We start from the raw sequence: 20,079 nt of genomic DNA, 5'->3' as shown, positions 1-20,079 counted from the left end.
GCGCTAAAGCATGTCCGTCACTAACGATGTGTCGAGTAACTCGACGGTCCAGAGTCTGTTCGACTCCAAGGTCAAGGATGCCAAGTCCACTCAGGGCAACCTGGCCGATACGGCCAAGGCGGCCTCGGGCAACCAGTCCCTGGGCAAGGATGCATTCCTGCAACTGCTGGTCACCCAGCTGAAGAACCAGAACCCGCTGTCGCCCCAGGACAACGGCGCGTTCGTGGCCCAACTGGCGCAGTTCAGCAGCCTGGAAGGCATCAACACCTTGAACGACTCGGTGAACACCATCACCGGCAACTATAAGTCGTCGCAAGCGCTGCAAGCGTCTTCGCTGGTAGGGCGCTCGGTGATTATTGAAACCGACAAGGCCCTGGTTGATACCAGCAAGAGCTTTACCGGCTCGGTTGCCGTGGGGGCGTCGGTGGGCAGTGTCACCGTCAAGGTCACCGACAAGGACGGCAAGCTGGTCAAGACCATCGAGCTGGGCGCCCAGAGCGCCGGCAAGTCGGACTTTATCTGGGACGGTAAAAACGAAGCGGGCGAGCAGCTTGATTCTGGCACCTACACCTTCGCGGCCAGCACCAAGAATGACGCCGGTGATTCGGTCTCCCTGAAAACCTCGCTGCCGGCCACGGTCACCAGCGTGACCTTGAGCCAGACCGGCGGCGAAATGCTGCTCAATCTTTCTGGCGGCATGGGCAGCATCAAGCTGTCGCAAATTCAGACTATCGGTACATAGAGCCGGCTAAATACGGCAAGAGGAGAGAAACATGTCTTTTAATATCGGCCTTAGCGGCCTCTATGCGGCCAACAAACAACTGGACGTGACCGGCAACAACATCGCCAACGTCGCGACCACCGGTTTCAAGTCGTCCCGCGCAGAATTCGGCGACATTTATGCCGCGTCCCGCCTGGGCACCGGCAATAAAACCATCGGCACCGGCGTGAACCTGGCGGCCGTTTCCCAGCAGTTCACCCAGGGTGAAGTCAACGGCAGCGGCGGCGTGCTGGACATGGGTATCCAGGGCGGCGGCTTCTTCGTGCAGAAGGGCAGCGACGGTTCGCTGGAATACACCCGTAATGGCTCGTTCCAGGCGAACAAGGACGGCTACATCACCAACAACACCGGCACCTCGCGCCTGCAGGGCTATGCTGCCGATGAAGATGGCAAGATTTCCAAGAGCGGCCTGACCGATCTGCGGATCAACCTGTCCAACCTGCCGCCTAAAGCGTCGACCAAGGTTGACTCCAGCAGCAACCTGAACTCCTCCAAACCGGTGATCGACCAGACGACCAACCCGTTTGACCCGACTGTAGCGAGCTCGTTTACCGAGCAGTACGGCACCACCTTGTATGACACTCAAGGCAACGCCCATGAGATGGTGCAGTACATGGTGAAAACCGGCTCCAATACCTGGAACTCCTACACCCTGATCGACGGACGTAACCCTGACGGTACGCCGCTCAAGGGAACCGGTGCGGTTGCTCCGGTGGCCTCCACGGTGACATTTGATACCTCAGGCACCTTGACGGGGATCATTACCCCGCCAAGCACCGTATCCAATACCACCCTGACCATCAGCGACTGGAAGCCGGGCGTCATGGAAAATGGCGTGTGGAACCCTGACAACGGGGCTGCTGCCAACCCGGGCGGTATCGCGATCAACATGTCCGACATCACTCAGTACAACTCGGCCAGCTACCGTAACCCGCCGATCACTGATGGCTATGCCACCGGCGAAATCACCGGGCTGAAAATCGACGGCAGCGGTGTGCTGTTCGCCACCTTCAGCAACCAGCAGAGCAAGGCCATCGGCCAGATCTCCCTGGCCAGCTTCAACAATGAGCAAGGCCTGCAGCCTGCCGGTGGCACCACCTGGAAAGAAACCTTTGCCTCGGGCCAGCCTGGCTACGATACACCGGAAGCCGGGACCCTGGGCTCGATCGTGGCCAACTCCCTGGAGAACTCCAACGTCAACCTGACCAATGAGTTGGTGGACCTGATCAAGGCCCAGAGCAACTACCAGGCGAACGCCAAGACGATCTCCACCCAGAGCACCATCATGCAGACCATCATTCAGATGACGTGATGCGCTAGCGCTGGACAAGAAGCCCCTCGGAAGAGGGGCTTTTTTGTGGGCGTTGGAAAATCCCCCGCGACGCGTCAGGTAACGCGGTGAAATCCTTAGGAAGGAACACGCCGCTTCTGCCTTGCCACTGATTGGTCCAGAGCCCTGCGGGCTCATCCATCAGGGGGGCTGAGAATGTGGAGTTCAGGGGTGTCTGCGCCAGGTGCTGGGCGCGCAATGTTTGTACCTGCAGCATCAAGTGTGCCATCGCCTGCCCAGTCCGTAAGCGCAGAGTCTACGGTCACGACGTCGCTGCGCCAGATGTTCGATGCTGAGCAAGGCGCCAGGACCCAGACGGTTCAGGATCTACGCGACAAGTTGAATACGCTGCGCGAGAAACTGGGTGACGAGAAATTCAAGGAAATTCTCAACAGTGAGATCAAAGACGCTGATGACAAGTTTCTTGAATTTCTCAAGCGGTTGCTGGAGGAATGGTTTCCCGAGGATGTAGCACCACCGACCCCGCCATCGCCAAGAGGTGGCGGCGGGGGTGGTGGTGGCGGCGGTGGCGGTAGAGTGAGTCCGGGTGGGTTTGGCCCCACCGAGTCCATGAGCAATAAGCCGATTACCGAAGGCTCAAAGTATTACAACTACAAACCGGACAATAGTAACCCCGGGAAAAAGCCGAGCAATATCTGGAGCGGCTTCAGCCAGGGCGATGATGGCAACTGCATTACCGTTTCGGCGATAAAGGCCGCCATGATGCGGTACGGCCAGAAACCTACGGACATCTTCAAGGAGGTGAAGGAGACGGCCAACGGCTATGAAGTGACCATGCGCGATGGGGTCAAGGTGTCTTTTACCAAGGACGAATTGAAGCAGGCGGCCACACACGCTCGTTTCAAGGGTGACGACCCTCAGATGTTGACCGATGCCAACTTCCTGTATGCCGCAAGTGCCAAGCGCGCGCAGATGGAAAACAACGACGGCACGGCCGGACGCAGTTTCACGGCTGCGATGGACAGCCTCAACGATGGTGAGTACTCCCGCGAGGGGTTGGATCGTTTGGGCCTGAAGGGGCTTTACCGGCCGGCGACCGATGCTGACTTGAGAAACAGCAAGGTGGGAACCGTGGAATATAATGGCCACTCAATGGCCGTGATTGATGGCCGCATCGAGTTGTGGGGGCGGCGAGGCGGTGTACCTCAGTCGGGTCTGGCGACTGTGTTGATCTAGCCTGGGCCGGGTTTTTTGCCAGGCAAAAAAAGCCCCCGATACACCACTGGGCATATCGAGGGCTTTTTAGCCTAGGGAGTTAAACCCAAGGCGGGCTCAGCTTATTGGCAAGCTTCGCAATCCGGCTCGTCAATCGCGCAGGCCTTTGGCACTGGTGCCGGGCCGGCTGGAGCAGCGAGTACCGAATCGTCACCGTGGTTGCCGCTGGATACAGCGTTCAGCTTACCGGTGTTGATGGTCGACTTCTCGGTGCTGGTCGCGGCCAGGGCACGGAGGTAGTACGTGGTTTTCAGGCCACGGTACCAAGCCATGCGGTAGGTCACGTCGAGTTTCTTGCCCGAAGCGCCGGCGATGTACAGGTTCAGGGACTGGGCCTGGTCGATCCACTTCTGACGACGGCTGGCGGCGTCAACGATCCACTTGGTGTCCACTTCGAAGGCGGTCGCGTAGAGCTCTTTGAGTTCTTGCGGGATGCGCTCGATCTGCTGCACGGAACCGTCGTAGTACTTCAGGTCGTTGATCATTACCGAGTCCCACAGGTCGCGGGCTTTCAGGTCGCGGACCAGGTACGGGTTGATCACGGTGAATTCGCCCGACAGGTTCGATTTCACATACAGGTTCTGGTAGGTCGGTTCGATCGACTGCGATACGCCGGTGATGTTGGCGATGGTCGCGGTCGGTGCGATGGCCATGATGTTGGAGTTACGAATGCCTTTCTGCACACGGGCACGTACCGGTGCCCAGTCCAGGGATTCGTTCAGGTCAACGTCGATGTACTTCTGGCCACGCTGCTCGATCAGGATCTGTTGCGAGTCCAGCGGCAGGATGCCCTTGGACCACAGCGAACCCTGGAACGTCTCGTAGGCGCCGCGCTCGTCGGCCAGGTCGCAGGAAGCCTGGATCGCGTAGTAGCTGACCGCTTCCATGGACTTGTCGGCGAACTCGACCGCAGCATCCGAACCGTAAGGAATGTGCTGCAGGTACAAAGCGTCCTGGAAGCCCATGATCCCCAGGCCGACCGGACGATGCTTGAAGTTGGAGTTCTGCGCCTGTGGCACCGAGTAGTAGTTGATGTCGATCACGTTATCGAGCATGCGTACGGCGGTGTTGACGGTGCGTTCCAGCTTGGCGGTGTCCAGCTTGCCGTTGACGATGTGGTTCGGCAGGTTGATCGAGCCCAGGTTGCAGACGGCGATCTCGTCCTTGTTGGTGTTCAGGGTGATCTCGGTGCACAGGTTCGAGCTGTGGACCACGCCCACGTGCTGCTGCGGGCTGCGCAGGTTGCACGGGTCTTTGAAGGTCAACCATGGGTGGCCGGTTTCGAACAGCATCGACAGCATCTTGCGCCACAGATCTTTGGCCTGGATGGTCTTGAACAGCTTGATCTTGCCTGGGTACTGGGACAGGGCTTCGTAGTACTCGTAACGCTCTTCGAAGGCCTTGCCGGTCAGGTCGTGCAGGTCCGGCACTTCGGATGGCGAGAACAGGGTCCACGGGCCGTCATCGAAGACGCGCTTCATGAACAGGTCAGGGATCCAGTTGGCGGTGTTCATGTCGTGGGTACGACGACGATCATCACCGGTGTTCTTGCGCAGCTCGATGAACTCTTCAATGTCCATGTGCCAGGTTTCCAGGTAGGCACATACCGCGCCTTTGCGCTTGCCACCCTGGTTCACTGCGACGGCGGTGTCGTTCACTACCTTGAGGAACGGCACGACGCCCTGGGACTTGCCGTTGGTGCCCTTGATGTACGAACCCAGTGCACGCACCGGCGTCCAGTCGTTGCCCAGGCCGCCAGCGAATTTGGACAGCATGGCGTTATCGTGGATCGCGTGGTAGATGCCCGACAGGTCATCCGGCACGGTGGTCAGGTAGCAGCTCGACAGCTGTGGACGCAGGGTACCGGCGTTGAACAGGGTCGGGGTCGACGACATGTAGTCGAAGGACGACAACAGGTTGTAGAACTCGATGGCACGGTCTTCTTTGTTCTTCTCTTCGATCGCCAGGCCCATGGCCACGCGCATGAAGAACACTTGCGGCAGTTCGAAGCGGATCCCGTCCTTGTGGATGAAGTAACGGTCGTACAGGGTTTGCAGGCCCAGGTAGGTGAACTGCTGGTCACGCTCGTGGTTGATCGCCTTGCCGAGTTTTTCCAGGTCGAAGGTGGCCAGGATCGGGTTGAGCAATTCGAACTCGATACCCTTGGCGATGTAGGCAGGCAGGGCCTTGGCGTACAGGTCGGCCATTTCGTGGTGGGTCGCGCTCTCGGCGACTTTCAGGAAGCCCAGGCCTTCGGCACGCAGGGTGTCCATCAGCAGGCGGGCGGTGACGAACGAGTAGTTCGGCTCACGCTCGACCAGGGTACGGGCGGTCATCACCAGGGCGGTGTTGACGTCGGTCAGGGCCACGCCGTCGTACAGGTTCTTCAGGGTTTCACGCTGGATCAGGTCGCCGTCGACTTCTTCCAGGCCTTCGCAGGCTTCGGTGATGATGGTGTTCAGGCGGCCCAGGTCCAGCGGCGCGAACGAACCATCAGCCAGGGTGATGCGGATCGACGGGTGAGCTTGCACGGCTTCGGCGGACGGCGCGTGTACGGCACGCTCCTTGGCGCGCGAATCACGGTAGATCACGTAGTCGCGGGCCACTTTCTGCTCGCCGGCACGCATCAGGGCCAGTTCGACCTGGTCCTGGATTTCTTCGATGTGGATGGTGCCGCCCGAGGGCATGCGACGCTTGAAGGTCGCGGTAACTTGTTCGGTCAGGCGGGCAACGGTGTCGTGGATACGCGACGAAGCGGCAGCGGTGCCGCCTTCAACTGCAAGAAACGCTTTGGTGATGGCGACGGTGATTTTGTCATCGGTATAAGGAACGACAGTGCCGTTACGCTTGATCACGCGCAATTGGCCGGGCGCGGTGGCGGACAGATCCATATTCGAATCAGCGGCCTGCGGCACGGAGCCTTGCGGGTTCTCGCGAGTTGTGTCGGTTTGCATGGGGGGGTGTCTCCACATTCTATATTTATTTGGGCACCATCACGGTGCCCACCGTTCCGTCCTGAAGCACTTACAACAGGCCTTGGCCTGGCATAACAACCTCGGGACAGGAGGAAGGGAGCTGTTCGCGCCGCTTCCATGCCGAAGTCTTCGGTTCCGAGCCTTAAGCTCTTTGCCGTATTCCTGAGTGGGTGTTGCTTGTATTGCAACACCCGTACCGCTTTCTCCCATTCGGGGTTGGAAAACAGCAGCCATCCGCGTGCGCGGTTTGGGCTTTCGAAAAAGGTTTAAGTTCCACCAAACAGGAGCAAGAAAGGGCTTGAGTTTCTTGTCTGATTTGTGTTTGGTCTTTTCGCTTGAAACCCTACATGTAGGGTTTTTTTAGCGACGAGGTACAAGATAATGCGTTTTGGAAGGCTTAGCAACGCACTGCCTGTGGATAACGCTGTGGGTAAAATGTGTATGAAAGGTGGAACCGCCGTGTAGGCCGCAGTACTGCTGCATCGCACCGTTTGTCACCGAATATGCCAAGCCGAGAACACCCGCTTGGATTTTTGCGGGCGCGAACCCTATCACAAAAAAAGGCGATCACCGAATGCATTTCCTGGCTTGTGTTTGAGGGCGGGGCCATGGCTACAATCGGCCTTCATTCCTACACGATTATGCCCTTTGTGCATGACAAATTAGGTACGGCTGGCGAAGATCAAAATAGGGGGGCTGGCTTGCCCGCTGCCACATTTGAACCTGCGCAGTCCTGACAGATCGCTTATAAAAACGAGGACCACCCGTGGAGCAAGAAGCCTGGCAGGTATTGATTGTCGAGGATGACCAGCGTCTGGCTGAGTTGACCCGTGACTACCTGGAAAGCCACGGCCTGCGGGTCTCGATAGAGGGCGACGGGGCCCAGGCGGTGGCGCGGATCATTGCCGAGCAGCCGGACCTGGTGATCCTCGACCTGATGCTGCCCGGCGAAGACGGCCTGAGCATCTGCCGCAAGGTGCGCGAGCGCTACGACGGGGTGATCCTGATGCTTACCGCGCGAACCGACGACATGGACCAGGTCCTGGGCCTGGACATGGGCGCCGACGACTATGTGTGCAAGCCGGTGCGCCCGCGCCTGCTGTTGGCGCGGATCCAGGCCTTGCTGCGGCGCAGCGAAAGCCCCGAGCCCGCCGTCCCGGAAAAGCAGCGGCGCCTGCAGTTCGGCCCGCTGGTGGTTGACAACGCCCTGCGCGAAGCCTGGCTGCACGACGGCGGCATCGAGCTGACCAGCGCCGAATTCGACCTGCTGTGGTTATTGGTGGCCAATGCCGGACGTATCCTGTCCCGCGAAGAAATCTTCACCGCCCTGCGCGGCATCGGCTACGACGGCCAGGACCGCTCCATTGACGTGCGCATCTCGCGGATCCGCCCGAAAATCGGCGACGACCCCATCCACCCGCGCCTGATCAAGACCATTCGCAGCAAAGGCTACCTGTTCGTCCCCGAAGCTGCTGCCGATATGCTGCCGTGAACTCGATCTTCCTGCGCATCTACGGCGGCATGTGCGCGGCGCTGATCCTGGTGGCGCTGCTCGGCGTCCTGGCCCTGCACCTGCTCAATGAGGTGCGCAGCGGCCAGTACCGCGAACGCCTGGCCCACGGCACCTTTGCCCTGATGGGCGACAACCTGCAACCGATGAGCAGTATCGAGCGCCAGCGCGCCCTGGCGGTGTGGGAGCGGTTGCTGGGGATTCCCTTGCAATTGCAGGCGGTAGCGGACGCCCGCCTGGACCTGAGCCAGCGCAATCGCCTGCAACGCGGCCAGGTCCTGGTGGAGCAGACCGGACCCCATGCGGCGCGGGTCTTGCGCCTGGTCAGTGAGAAAGAGGAACTGCTGCTCAGCGGCGAAGTGCAGCAGATCAGCGAGCAATTGGCCCGGGCCACCATTTATTTGCTGGCCGACGAACTGGTGCGGTTTCCGGTGGCCGAGCAGCCGCAACGCTTGGCTGACTTGAAAGAGGCCAAGGGCTTCGGCTTTGAAATGCACCTGCTGAAGCTGGATGAAGCCGATATGGACGAGGACCAGCGGCGTCGCGTGGCCGAAGGCGATACGGTGATGGCCCTGGGCAAGGGTGGCGACTCAATCCGCGTGTTTGCCGGCATGGTCGGCACGCCATGGGTTCTGGAAATCGGCCCGCTGTACCAAATGAACCCTTATCCGGCGCAATGGCTGGTGCTGATTGCCCTGATCGGCCTGACCCTGATCGGCCTGATCGTGTACTTGCTGGTGCGTCAACTGGAGCGCCGCCTGCGTGGCTTGGAGGCGGCCGCCACGCGCATCGCCAAAGGCAACCTGGAAGCCCGGGTGCCGGCGCGCGGGGCCGACTCGGTAGGGCGTCTGGCGGCGGCCTTCAATGGCATGGCCGAGCACTTGCAGCGCCTGCTGGCGATCCAGCGCGAACTGGTGCGCGCGGTGTCCCATGAGCTGCGTACGCCGGTGGCGCGCCTGCGTTTTGGCCTGGAGATGATCGGCGACGCCGCCACGCCCGAAGCCCGGCGTAAATATATGGAAGGCATGGACAGCGATATCCAGGACCTCGACGGCCTGGTGGATGAGATGCTGACCTATGCGCGCCTGGAGCAGGGCTCGCCGGCCCTGAGTTTCCAGCGGGTCGACCTGAGTGCCTTGCTCGATCAGGTGATCGAGGAACTGGCGCCGCTGCGGCCGGGGATCGAAGTGGCGCGGGGGGTGTGCCTGTCATCGGCCCATCTGGACGCTGCCTGGGTCGATGCCGAGCCGCGCTACCTGCACCGCGCCCTGCAAAACCTGGTGAGCAATGCCATGCGCCATGCCCAGTCGCGGGTACTGATCAGCTACCAGGTGGGCCAGGTGCGATGCCGTATCGACGTCGAAGACGATGGCCCGGGAGTTCCGGAAAGTGCCTGGGAACGGATCTTTACCCCCTTCCTGCGCCTGGATGACAGCCGCACCCGCGCCTCGGGCGGGCATGGCCTGGGCTTGTCGATTGTGCGGCGGATTATCTACTGGCACGGCGGGCGGGCGTTGATCAGCAAGAGCAACAACCTGGGTGGCGCCTGCTTCAGCCTGAGTTGGCCTCGGGACCAGGACAAAACTTGAGCCTGCGGTAGCTATCTATCAGGCGCCGATAGCCACCAAACTCAACAACTGCCCCTCGTGCACCACAAACTGCGCCTCCAGCTCCTTGCCATAACACCACTCACTGGACAGGTCCGTCAGCAACCGCAGGCGCAGCGAGCCTGCCTCAGACCACTCCAGCACCTCGGCATGTTCAAAATAGAAGCGCTTCTGCACGATCGGGTAGAGCGCCTTGAACAGGCTCTCCTTGGCCGAAAACGTCAGCGTCACCCATTGCGCAATCTGCTCTCGTGGCCCGGCGGCCATGCGTTGCAGTTCATCCGGGGTGAGGATTTCCCCGGCCAGGCGCTCGGCCCGTTCAAGGGACAGCAGGTTTTCCAGGTCCATGCCCAGCCCGCGCCATTGCGACTTATGCCCGACGATGGCCGCGGCGTGCCCGGTGCTGTGGGTGATCGAACCGCTGATATGGCCGGGCCATACCGGGGCGCGGTCCTCGCCGATGGCGGGGATGCAGTCCAGGCCTTCGAGCTGTTGCAAGGCGGCGCGGGCACACAGTCTGCCGGCGAGAAACTCGGCCTGGCGCTTGGCCACCGAGCGCTGGATACTGGCCGGTGGCGGCACGGCGCAGCGCTGGAAGTCGCCGGCCTCAAGCAATTTAGGCTCGAAGCGGGTGCTCAGGAACACCGTGCCGGGCAACGTGTCGGGCAGCGGCCAATGGTCATCAAGTGGGGTGCAGCAGGCGGGTATCGGGTTCATGGCGGCTATTCTGCACGGGGCGGCACACACCTGGGTAGCCCGCCGGTTCAGACTGTGTTCAGTTCAATGGCCGTAAACTGCGCAAGCATACCTGCAGGGCCGCTATGATGTTTCCCTGCAGGACAGTGGATTGGCCTTGGAGAGTGTTATGAAATTGCTGGTTGTCGAAGATGAGGCGTTGTTGCGCCATCACCTGTTGACCCGTCTTGGCGACAGCGGCCACGTGGTCGAAGCCGTGGCTAACGCCGAAGAAGCGCTGTACCAGACCGGGCAATTCAATCATGACCTGGCGATCATCGACCTGGGCCTGCCAGGCATGGGCGGCCTGGACCTGATCCGTCAATTGCGGGCCCAGGCCAAGACCTTCCCGATCCTGATTCTCACGGCACGCGGCAACTGGCAGGACAAGGTCGAAGGCCTGGCCGCCGGGGCTGACGACTATGTGGTCAAGCCGTTCCAGTTCGAAGAGCTGGAAGCGCGGATGAACGCACTGCTGCGCCGCTCCAGCGGTTTTACCCAATCGACCATCGTCGCCGGCCCGTTGCTGCTGGACCTCAACCGCAAGCAGGCGTCCCTCGACGAGCAGCCCCTGGCGCTGACGGCCTATGAGTACCGGATCCTCGAATACCTGATGCGCCACCACCAACAAGTGGTGGCCAAGGATCGGTTGATGGAACAGCTCTATCCCGATGACGACGAGCGCGATCCGAATGTGATCGAAGTGCTGGTCGGTCGCCTGCGTCGCAAGCTCGAGGCCCCGGCCGGGTTCAAGCCCATCGACACCGTGCGCGGCCTGGGCTACCTGTTTAACGAGCGCTGCCGTTGATCCGTTCGCTCCGTGTGCGCCTGATGCTGGCGGCCACCACCCTGGCCGTGTTGTTCATGCTGGGGCTGTTGCCGGCGATGCAGGGCGCGTTCAGCCTGGCGTTGCAGGATTCCATCGAGCAGCGCCTGGCGTCGGATGTGACCACGCTGATTTCTGCCGCGCGGGTCGATAACAACCGCTTGCTGATGCCGGCACAGTTGCCCGATGAGCGCTTCAACCTGACCGACAGCCGCCTGCTGGGCTACATCTATGACCGCGAAGGCCATCTGGTCTGGCGTTCGCGGGCCACCAGGGAAAAAAACATCAACTACCGCCCACGCTACGACGGGCGCGGCAGCGAGTTTGCGAAGATTCGCGAGGCCAACGGCCAGGAATTCTTCGTGTACGACGTCGAGGTCAAGCTGCTGGGGGGCAAGAGCGCGGCGTTCAGTATCGTCGCCCTGCAACCGGTGCGCGAATACCAGGTGACCCTTGAGGGGCTACGGGAAAACCTCTACCTGGGCTTCGGCGCCGCCTTGCTGGTGTTGTTGAGCCTGTTGTGGATCGGCCTGACCTGGGGCTTGCAGGCCTTGCGCCGGCTCAGCCAGGAGCTGGATGAAATCGAAGGCGGCACCCGCGAAAGCCTCAGCGAGCAACACCCAAGGGAGCTGCTGCGCCTGACCGGTTCCCTCAACCGCCTGCTGCACAGCGAGCGCGAGCAGCGCACCCGTTACCGCGACTCCCTGGATGACCTGGCCCACAGCCTGAAAACCCCGCTGGCGGTATTGCAGGGCGTGAGTGAAGACATGGCCCAGCGCCCCCAGGACCTTGAGCAGGCGCGGGTGCTGCAGTCGCAGATCGAGCGCATGAGCCAGCAGATCAGCTACCAGTTACAGCGTGCCAGCCTGCGCAAAAGCGGCCTGGTGCGTCACCAGGTGCGCCTGCGCCCGGTGCTGCAGAGCCTGTGCGACACCCTGGACAAGGTCTACCGCGACAAGCGGGTGCGGGTGTCTTTTGCGTTGCCGGAGCAATGCGATGTGCCCATCGAGCAGGGCGCTTTGCTGGAATTGCTCGGCAACCTGCTGGAAAACGCCTACCGCCTGTGCCTGAGCGAGGTGCGCGTGACCCTGGATGAAAGTGCCGATGGCGTACGCTTGTGCATCGAAGACGATGGCCCCGGCGTGCCACCCGACCAGCGCGCGCGGATCCTGCAGCGCGGCGAACGCCTGGATCGCCAGCATCCAGGGCAGGGGATCGGGTTGGCGGTGGTCAAGGACATTATTGAAAGCTATGGCGCGCGGTTGACCCTGGGGGACTCTCCTTTAGGGGGCGCGGCGTTCAGGATTCATTTTCCGGCACTGTGACCTTTATTGATTCGCCGGCCCCATCGCAGGCAAGCCAGCTCCCACATTTAACTGTGTTCACAGATCAAAATGTAGGAGCTGGCTTGCCTGCGATGACGCCCGACCAAACACTACATCTTCAACTCTCCTGCGCCCGATAAGCCCCCGGCGTCACCCCCGTCCACTTCTTGAACGCCCGATGAAACGCCGACGGCTCGGAAAACCCCAGTTGCTCGGCAATTTCCTGCAACGACAAATCCGCCCGCCCCAGATGAAAAATCGCAATATCGCGGCGCAATTCATCCTTGAGTGCCTGGAAACTGGTGCCTTCCTCCCGTAAATGCCGGCGCAGGGTCTGCGGGCTGATGTGCAGGTGCTGCGCCACGGCTTCCAGGTCTGGCCAGGGTGTGCGGTCGCGGCTTAGCAGGCGACGTAACTGGCTGCTCAGGCTGTCGCCTTCGTCTGGCCGGGACAGCAGGTCGGCGGGGGAGCGTTCGAGGAAGTGTTTGAGGGTGCGCTCATCCTGCAACAGCGGCAGGTTCAGGTAGCGAGTGGGGAACACCAGGCTGCTGCTGGCCGCGCTGAACACCAGCGGGCAAGGGAACAGCAGGTCGTATTCGCCGGCGTGGGCCGGCATCGGGTAGCTGAAGGTCGCTTGCTCGAGGCGGATACGCTGGCCAATCAGCCAACTGCCGAGGCGATGCCAGATCACCAGCAGGGACTCGCTCAAAAAGTGATCCGGATCCCACAGGTGCGAGTCATCCAGGCTCAGGCGTGCCATATCGCCTTCACGGCTCAACCGCCAGCGCGGCCCCTGGGGGAACAGGCTGTAGAACAACAATCCGCGCTCCAGCGCCTTCTCCAGGGTGCGGCAATGAATCAATGCGTGGCACATCATGGCGAAAGTCCCGCGCTTGCTCGGTCCATCGGCAAAGCCCAGGTACTCGTCATCCAGCGCCTGCCACAACCGCTGCAACAGCTGCGTGAATTGCTCTGGCGCGATGCGCGCACGGGGTTCTGCCAGCAGTTCCGGGGCAATCCCCAGTTGCTGCAACAGGCTCGAGTAATCGTAGCCGGCCCGGCGCGCGCCGCCCAGGGCCGCACGGGCGTAATGACTGGCGATGGTGCGTTCGCGCATGCAGGGGCCTCGTCCATTGAGTGGCCGATGGTAGCCATCGCGCCTGGGGCGGACAAGGCGGATATCCGCCAAATTGTAGGACGAGATTGGAGTGATGGGCGGATATCCGCCACCTGACTCAACCAAGAATGCTGCCGGTGCACAGCCGACAGGCCCATGGTTTGTGGGCTCCAGGGCTTTTGCGGAAAGTGGCACGCCGTTTGCGATAAGGAATACAGATCTGCCAGCCAGCAGCTCGCCAAAACAAATCCCTCCAGTGCAGGAGGGTTCGCAATTCAAGTGTCGTGGGCAATGGCGGATATTTGCCCCACGGGACTCTTGAGGAAACTTTGCAATGACGACTCGTCAGCCGTTCTACAAAACCCTGTATTTCCAGGTAATCGTTGCCATCGTTATCGGTATCCTGCTCGGTCACTTCTACCCGCAGACCGGTGTGGCCCTCAAGCCATTGGGTGACGGCTTTATCAAGCTGATCAAAATGGTCATCGCCCCGATCATCTTCTGTACCGTTGTCAGCGGCATCGCCGGCATGCAGAGCATGAAGTCGGTGGGCAAGACCGGCGGCTACGCGCTGCTGTACTTCGAAATCGTCTCCACCATCGCCCTGCTGATCGGCCTGGTGGTGGTCAACGTGGTGCAGCCAGGCGCTGGCATGCACATCGACGTTGCGACCCTGGACGCTTCGAAAGTCGCAGCCTACGTCACTGCCGGTAAAGACCAGAGCATCGTCGGCTTTATCCTCAACGTGATCCCCAACACCATCGTCGGCGCCTTCGCCAACGGCGATATTCTGCAAGTGCTGATGTTCTCGGTGATCTTCGGTTTCGCCCTGCATCGCCTGGGTGCCTACGGCAAGCCAGTGCTGGACTTCATTGATCGCTTCGCCCACGTGATGTTCAACATCATCAACATGATCATGAAGCTCGCGCCGATCGGTGCCCTGGGCGCCATGGCGTTCACCATCGGTGCCTACGGTGTTGGCTCGCTGGTGCAACTGGGCCAGTTGATGATCTGCTTCTACATCACCTGCATCCTGTTCGTGCTGGTAGTCCTGGGTGGCATCTGCCGCGCCCACGGCTTCAGCGTCCTGAAACTGGTGCGCTACATCCGTGAAGAGCTGCTGATCGTACTCGGGACTTCCTCCTCCGAGTCCGCACTGCCACGCATGCTGATCAAGATGGAACGCCTGGGTGCGAAGAAGTCGGTGGTGGGCCTGGTTATCCCGACTGGCTACTCCTTCAACCTCGACGGTACTTCGATCTACCTGACCATGGCTGCCGTGTTCATCGCCCAGGCGACTGACACCCACATGGACATCACCCACCAGATCACCCTGCTGCTGGTGCTGCTGCTGTCCTCCAAAGGCGCTGCTGGCGTGACCGGTAGTGGTTTCATCGTACTGGCCGCAACCCTGTCGGCGGTTGGCCACTTGCCGGTTGCCGGCCTGGCGCTGATCCTCGGTATCGACCGCTTCATGTCCGAAGCCCGTGCCCTGACCAACCTGGTCGGTAACGCCGTAGCGACCATCGTTGTGGCCAAGTGGGTCAAGGAACTGGACACCGACAAGCTGCAAAGCGAGCTGGCTTCCGGCGGTACCGGTATCTCCGAAACCCGCGAACTGGATGACCTGGGCGTGGCCGAAGGCCCGGCACCAGCGCTTAAGTAAACGCTGACGCAGTACTGAAAAACCCATCTTCGGATGGGTTTTTTTATGGGCGTACGAGCACAACGGTCACTGTCGATGATGCTTACGGTGATTGCCGCTGCCGCGCAAGATTGCCTACTCTGTGTTCCATCGAATCGGAATCGGAGCTCCCATGTCAGGCCCCCTTGGCGTCCCTCAAAGTGCTGGATTTCTCGACCTTGCTGCCGGGGCCTTTTGCTTCGCTGCTGTTGGCAGACATGGGCGCCGAGGTACTGCGCATCGAATCCCCCACGCGCATGGACCTGCTGCGGGTGTTGCCGCCCCACGACCGTGGCGTGTCGGCCAGCCATGCCTACCTCAACCGCAACAAGCGCAGCCTGGCCCTGGACCTCAAGCAGCCCGAGGCGCTGGAGATCGTGCGGCAACTGGTGGCGGAGTACGACATCGTGCTGGAGCAGTTCCGCCCTGGGGTCATGGAGCGCCTGGGGTTGGGGTATGAAGCGTTGAAGGCGATCAACCCGAAGCTGATCTATGTGTCCATCACCGGCTATGGCCAGACCGGCCCCTACAAGGACCGCGCCGGGCATGACATCAATTACCTGGCTTTGTCCGGCGTCGCCAGCTACACCGGGCGCCAGGACAGCGGCCCAGTGCCCCCTGGGTGTGCAATTGGCGGATGTGGGCGGCGGCTCGTTGCATGCCGTGGTCGGCCTGCTCGCGGCGGTGATTGCGCGTCAGCACAGTGGGCTGGGGCAGTACCTGGATGTGAGCATGACCGACTGCGCCTTCAGCCTCAACGCCATGGCCGGCGCGGCTTACTTGGCGTGTGGGGTGGAGCCTGGGCGCGAAGACCAGGTGCTCAATGGCGGCAGCTTCTACGATTACTACCGCTCGCGGGGCGGGCGCTGGCTGTCGGTGGGTAGCCTGGAGCCGGGGTTTATGCAGCAATTGTGTACTGCGCTGGGGCGCCCGGAGCTGGCGGCCCAGGGCTTGTCGCCCAAGCCCGAACAGCAAAAGGCCCTCAAGCAGGCGCTGCAAGTGGAGTTTGAGCGGCACAGCTTCGAGGAGCTGTGTGCGTTGTTTGCCGGGGTCGATGCTTGCGTCGAGCCGGTGCTCAGTCTGGGCGAAGCCCTGCAGCACCCGCAGTTGCAGGCCCGCGAGCTGGTGAGCCAGGTGCCCCGCGGGGATGGCTCGTTCCAGGCGCAGATGGCCTGCCCGCTGAAGTTTTCCGAAGGGGTGCCGGAGCCGAGGCATATCGGTGCTGCGGTGGGGGCGCACAGTGATGAGGTGCTGGGGGAGTTGGGTTTCAGTACTCAGCGGATAGCCGAGCTGCGGGGGGCCAAGGTGGTGGGGTAGTGGCTGTTCGGGCCCCATCGCGGGCATGGGTATCTAGACAACTCTTTTATCTAGTGCTGATTGGGTTTGTGTACATATCCGTTGCTGCGGTTACGGCGGCTATTGGTTCCGCCCTTACGGCGGCTCACTTTGGAGAAGCGCCAAAGTAAGCAAAGCGCTCTTGCCCCACCACTCGGTGCCTCGCCTAGGCTCGGCATGCCCGCAGTCAGGCATTGCTCCGTGGGCCCGCCGCGATCGGCCATCCTGGCCGTGTCGCGGCTACCCCGGCATCCATGCCGGGGTGCCCACTGCGCAATACCTGCCTGCGGCCATCGTGGTTTAACGGGGCGCCTGAGATCAAAAGCCAGATCAAAAGCAGAGCAACAGCAGAGCAACAGCAACAGCAACAGCAAAGCCAGAGCGCGAAGCTCCCACAGGTGTATGCGCACGCCTCGACGATCAGGTCGGCTGTCAGGCCGCCTCGCTTTGCTTTTGATCTGAGGCGCCCCGTTAAACCACGCTGGCCGTCATCCGATATTGATTTGGGGGGGTAAACCGGCAGGGACGGTTTAGCCGCGCTGGGCCATGGATGGGCCCATCGCGGCGGCCCCCAAATCAATGTCGGATGACGGCACACCGAGCCTAGGCGAGGTGCCGATGTGGGGGCAAGAGCCCTAATGAGATGGTCAGCCGGCAGGCCCCGGTAAATTAGACTTACCGGAAGGCCCACTTTCGCTAAGGAGAACCGCTCATGAACAGCTTGGCATTACTTGGTCTTGATATTGGAAAAAGCACCTTTCACCTCGTAGGGCACGACGTACGCGGCCATGAGGTGCTGCGCAAGCAGTTCAATCGAAATCGACTGCTTCAGTTCCTGGCAAAGCTTGAGCCCTGCACGATAGTAATGGAGTCCTGCGGCGGCTCACATTGGCTCGCCAGGAAGCTTATTTCCTTCGGCCACCAGGTGAAACTTATAGCTCCGCAGCATGTGAAACCGTACGTCACCGGCAATAAAAATGACTACATAGATGCCGAGGCAATTTGCGAGGCGGCGTCCCGTCCCAAGGCACGCTATGTTGCGATCAAGACGGTGGAACAGCAGGTGCTCTCGACCCAGCACCGCCTCCGAGAGGCATTGGTATGCCAAAGAACTCAAACCATCAATCGTATCCACGGATTCTTGCTGGAATTTGGAATTGCGCTACCGGCGACCAAAGCCGCCATGAACCAAATTCATCAAATACTGGATGACCCTGCCGCTGAGTTGCCTCAACAGTTGACGCAGTTTATCGAGCATCTGTTGGAAGACATCAAACGGCTTACGGTAGAGATTAAGTCCATCGACCACAGCATCAAGGAACAGGTGGCAGTTGATGACGCGGGAACACGCCTAATGAGCATCCCCGGTATCGGCCCCATCATCGCTAGCGCGCTGCTGGCCGACGTCGGGGACGCTTCCAATTTTCACTCAGCGCGAGACTTCGCTGCTTCGCTGGGGCTGGTGCCAAGGCAGTACTCAACAGGTGGCCAAACCGTCCTTTTGAACATCAGCAAACGTGGTGATAAATACCTTCGAAAGCTCTTGGTTCAAGGCTCGCGGGCAGTTTTGGTGCGCATAGATAAACGCAACGACGCCTTGGGGGCTTGGTGCCGAGACCTGCTGACGCGAAAGCACCCAAACAAGGTTGCCTGCGCCCTGGCCAATAAACTAGCAAGAATCGTATGGGCCGTTTTAGCTCGCGGAGGTAGCTACAACGCGCAGTTGATGACTTGATCGAAACACTACCGGCTTTTGCGACGACAACGATGATGACGATAAACAGCTCAAATCTCGCCTGAGAACCTGGTAAGCAAAACAGCTTTTGAAGCTGAAGCCCTTTTCAAGGACAGGCGGGAGCGACTATTCATCAAGGGCCAAGCGGTGAAACTGCCGACTATGAGCCCGGATACATTAGCGCAAGCATGCTTTACCGCTCATCGTCTGTGGTTGCAGGGGGTGGGCTGACCATACATTTGCTTACTTTGGGCTGGGCCGGCACTCCGGCTCTTCCAAAGTGAGCCGCCGTAAGGGCGGAACCAATAGCCGCCGTAACCCCAGCAACGGATATGTACACAAACCTAGGAATCACTAAAAAGATGTGTAGATACCTATGCCGCGATGGGGCCAGTGAAACCACCCCAAAACCTCACTCCACCCGAGTCTCCCCGGTAAACACCAACGTCCCCCGACACTTGCGGCACAAATACCGCCGCCCCTGATTCACCAACCCATGGCGCTGGGCCGAGAACGGGAAGTCACTGTCGGCACACGGGCACCGATAGATATAGCGGGTCACCCGCCGACGCTGAATCTCATAGGTGTGGCAGCGATCGGGCGGCAGTTCGTAGACCCCGCGCATGATCAACTGCCATTCCTCACCATGGGGCTGGATGCGCTCGCCGAACAATTGGTGGGCGATCAGGTGCGCCACTTCGTGGGCCACCGTCTGTTTGAGGAAGTGTTGGCTGTTTTCCCGGTACAACTGGGGATTGAAGCGCAGCAGGTTCTCGTGCAAATGCGCGACACCGGCTTTCTGCCCACGCAGCTTGAGGCTGACCTGGGGGCGTTTGAAGCTTCGTTTGAAAAAGGATTCGGCTTGCAGGAAACAATCTTCGACGCGGGTATTGAGTTGCTCGGGCATGCTGTACATATCTCCAGAGATGTCCAGTATGCCGCATCCAGGGGTGTTTCCGAATCGGTCAGGCGCCGAATGGTCATGCATAACGCAAAAGCCACCTTGCGGTGGCTGTTCCTGCGCTGAAAAGACGGCTAGTTGGTGTAGATCGGACCGACGCCCAGGCCCCAGACAATCACGGTAAACGCCATGATCGCCACCAGGACCACCAGGCCTACCGCCAGTACCGAGCTGGAAAACAGGAAGCCTTCATCGGGGTCGATGCTCATAAAGGTCGGTAGCCCCACATAGAGCAGGTACACCGTGTAGCAGATGGCGGCCGTACCGACGATCATGCCCAGCCACATATGCGGATACAGCGCTGCCAGCCCGCCGATAAACAGGGGCGTGGCGGTATAGGTGGCGAACGCCACGCAGCGCGCCATGCTGGGGTTGGCGTCATAGGTGCGCGCCATCCAGTGGATGAAGGCGCCCATTACCGCAACGCCGCCGAGCATCGCCAGGTAGGACATGATGGTCATCCACAGCGCACTTTCCTGGGTCAGCATGACCGGGGAGCGATTGCCGATGACCCAGCCGACCTGGGTGGTGCCGATAAAAGCTGATACGGCGGGGATCGCCGCGAGAATCAGCGTATGGGTGAGGTACATGTGGCCGATGCTTTCTTCTTTATCGCCACGAATTTCCCGCCATTCCTGGTCGGGATGGGTGAAAAGCCCCACGACGTGATGGATCATGCCAGTCACTCCTGTCGTTATTGCCATCGCCCCCCAAGCGGAGCGCCCGCCGGCCAAGTGGCCTGAAAGGTCTGGATATGTGTGCGACCTTATGTCGCAGTATAGGAAGTCATGACCGGAAAAAGTGTGGGGCTTTAGAGCAAATTGCGCTGTAAACACTGGGCTTAATCGCGCCTGGGTCTGTGACGTGGAATGCAGCCCCCTGTGGGAGCTGGCTTGCCTGCGATGGCGGTGGGTCAGCCATG

The 20,079-nt window shown here is 60.6% G+C and carries 14 protein-coding genes and 1 pseudogene; 10 read left to right on the top strand and 5 right to left on the bottom strand.

What is annotated here, in order from left to right; all coding sequences use genetic code 11:
* Nucleotides 1-10: 10 nt before the first annotated feature.
* From flgD to PSH80_RS19530, 3 genes are all read left to right on the top strand, one after another.
* Nucleotides 11-742, top strand: a complete 732-nt coding sequence (gene flgD / locus PSH80_RS19540; protein ID WP_057960429.1) for a flagellar hook assembly protein FlgD — start codon at nt 11-13, stop codon at nt 740-742.
* Between the two features lie 31 nt (nt 743-773).
* A complete protein-coding gene (gene flgE / locus PSH80_RS19535; RefSeq protein ID WP_057960428.1) occupies nt 774-2,093 on the top strand; it encodes a flagellar hook protein FlgE in 1,320 nt (439 codons plus the stop codon).
* A 216-nt stretch (nt 2,094-2,309) separates the two neighbouring features.
* A complete protein-coding gene (locus tag PSH80_RS19530; protein ID WP_305417990.1) occupies nt 2,310-3,308 on the top strand; it encodes a hypothetical protein in 999 nt (332 codons plus the stop codon).
* A gap of 101 nt (nt 3,309-3,409) precedes the next feature.
* Here PSH80_RS19530 and PSH80_RS19525 read toward each other — a convergent pair whose 3' ends face one another.
* Nucleotides 3,410-6,301, bottom strand: a complete 2,892-nt coding sequence (locus PSH80_RS19525; protein ID WP_057960426.1) for a ribonucleoside-diphosphate reductase subunit alpha — start codon at nt 6,299-6,301, stop codon at nt 3,410-3,412.
* Nucleotides 6,302-7,088: 787 nt separating this feature from the next.
* Between PSH80_RS19525 and PSH80_RS19520 the strand changes: the two genes are divergently transcribed.
* Nucleotides 7,089-7,814: a response regulator gene (locus PSH80_RS19520; RefSeq protein WP_057960425.1), complete on the top strand. Its 726-nt coding sequence runs from the start codon at nt 7,089-7,091 to the stop codon at nt 7,812-7,814.
* Nucleotides 7,811-9,421 carry an ATP-binding protein gene (locus PSH80_RS19515; protein ID WP_057960424.1) on the top strand — a complete coding sequence of 537 codons (1,611 nt, stop codon included), beginning with the start codon at nt 7,811-7,813 and terminating at the stop codon, nt 9,419-9,421. The genes PSH80_RS19520 and PSH80_RS19515 overlap by 4 nt, the downstream gene beginning before the upstream one ends.
* Before the next feature lie 18 nt (nt 9,422-9,439).
* On the opposite strand, the gene PSH80_RS19510 is transcribed toward PSH80_RS19515, so the two are convergent.
* The gene (locus PSH80_RS19510) at nt 9,440-10,156 is read right to left on the bottom strand and encodes a 4'-phosphopantetheinyl transferase (RefSeq protein ID WP_057439681.1); all 717 of its coding nucleotides are present in this window, start codon (nt 10,154-10,156) and stop codon (nt 9,440-9,442) included.
* A gap of 148 nt (nt 10,157-10,304) precedes the next feature.
* Between PSH80_RS19510 and PSH80_RS19505 the strand changes: the two genes are divergently transcribed.
* Complete coding sequence (locus PSH80_RS19505) at nt 10,305-10,982, top strand: response regulator transcription factor (RefSeq protein ID WP_057960423.1); 678 nt, start codon at nt 10,305-10,307, stop codon at nt 10,980-10,982.
* Nucleotides 10,979-12,325, top strand: coding sequence for an ATP-binding protein (locus PSH80_RS19500; protein WP_057960422.1), 1,347 nt, complete (start codon nt 10,979-10,981; stop codon nt 12,323-12,325). Before PSH80_RS19505 ends, PSH80_RS19500 begins: the two co-directional genes overlap by 4 nt.
* Nucleotides 12,326-12,443: 118 nt before the next feature.
* Here the strand turns inward: PSH80_RS19500 and PSH80_RS19495 are convergent, their stop codons facing one another.
* The gene (locus tag PSH80_RS19495) at nt 12,444-13,442 is read right to left on the bottom strand and encodes an AraC family transcriptional regulator (RefSeq protein ID WP_169961429.1); all 999 of its coding nucleotides are present in this window, start codon (nt 13,440-13,442) and stop codon (nt 12,444-12,446) included.
* A gap of 334 nt (nt 13,443-13,776) precedes the next feature.
* Between PSH80_RS19495 and PSH80_RS19490 the strand changes: the two genes are divergently transcribed.
* From PSH80_RS19490 to PSH80_RS19480, 3 genes and pseudogenes are all read left to right on the top strand, one after another.
* Entirely contained in the window at nt 13,777-15,108 is a 1,332-nt protein-coding gene (locus tag PSH80_RS19490; protein WP_057439678.1) for a dicarboxylate/amino acid:cation symporter, read from the top strand.
* Between the two features lie 128 nt (nt 15,109-15,236).
* Nucleotides 15,237-16,443 (top strand): annotated as a pseudogene (locus PSH80_RS19485) (CaiB/BaiF CoA transferase family protein).
* Nucleotides 16,444-17,173: 730 nt separating this feature from the next.
* Nucleotides 17,174-18,196 (top strand): IS110 family transposase, encoded by a 1,023-nt coding sequence (locus PSH80_RS19480; protein ID WP_120732161.1) that lies wholly within the window; start codon nt 17,174-17,176, stop codon nt 18,194-18,196.
* 412 nt (nt 18,197-18,608) lie between these two features.
* Here PSH80_RS19480 and PSH80_RS19475 read toward each other — a convergent pair whose 3' ends face one another.
* Entirely contained in the window at nt 18,609-19,103 is a 495-nt protein-coding gene (locus PSH80_RS19475; RefSeq protein WP_057960419.1) for a SprT family zinc-dependent metalloprotease, read from the bottom strand.
* A gap of 128 nt (nt 19,104-19,231) precedes the next feature.
* A complete protein-coding gene (locus tag PSH80_RS19470; protein ID WP_057960416.1) occupies nt 19,232-19,834 on the bottom strand; it encodes a Yip1 family protein in 603 nt (200 codons plus the stop codon).
* Nucleotides 19,835-20,079 lie beyond the last annotated feature (245 nt).

Source organism: Pseudomonas sp. FP818 (genome assembly GCF_030687335.1).
Classification (GTDB): Bacteria; Pseudomonadota; Gammaproteobacteria; order Pseudomonadales; family Pseudomonadaceae; genus Aquipseudomonas; species Aquipseudomonas shahriarae.
The sequence above is the reverse complement of the archived record's forward strand: the minus strand, read 5'-3'. Positions and strand labels throughout refer to the sequence as shown.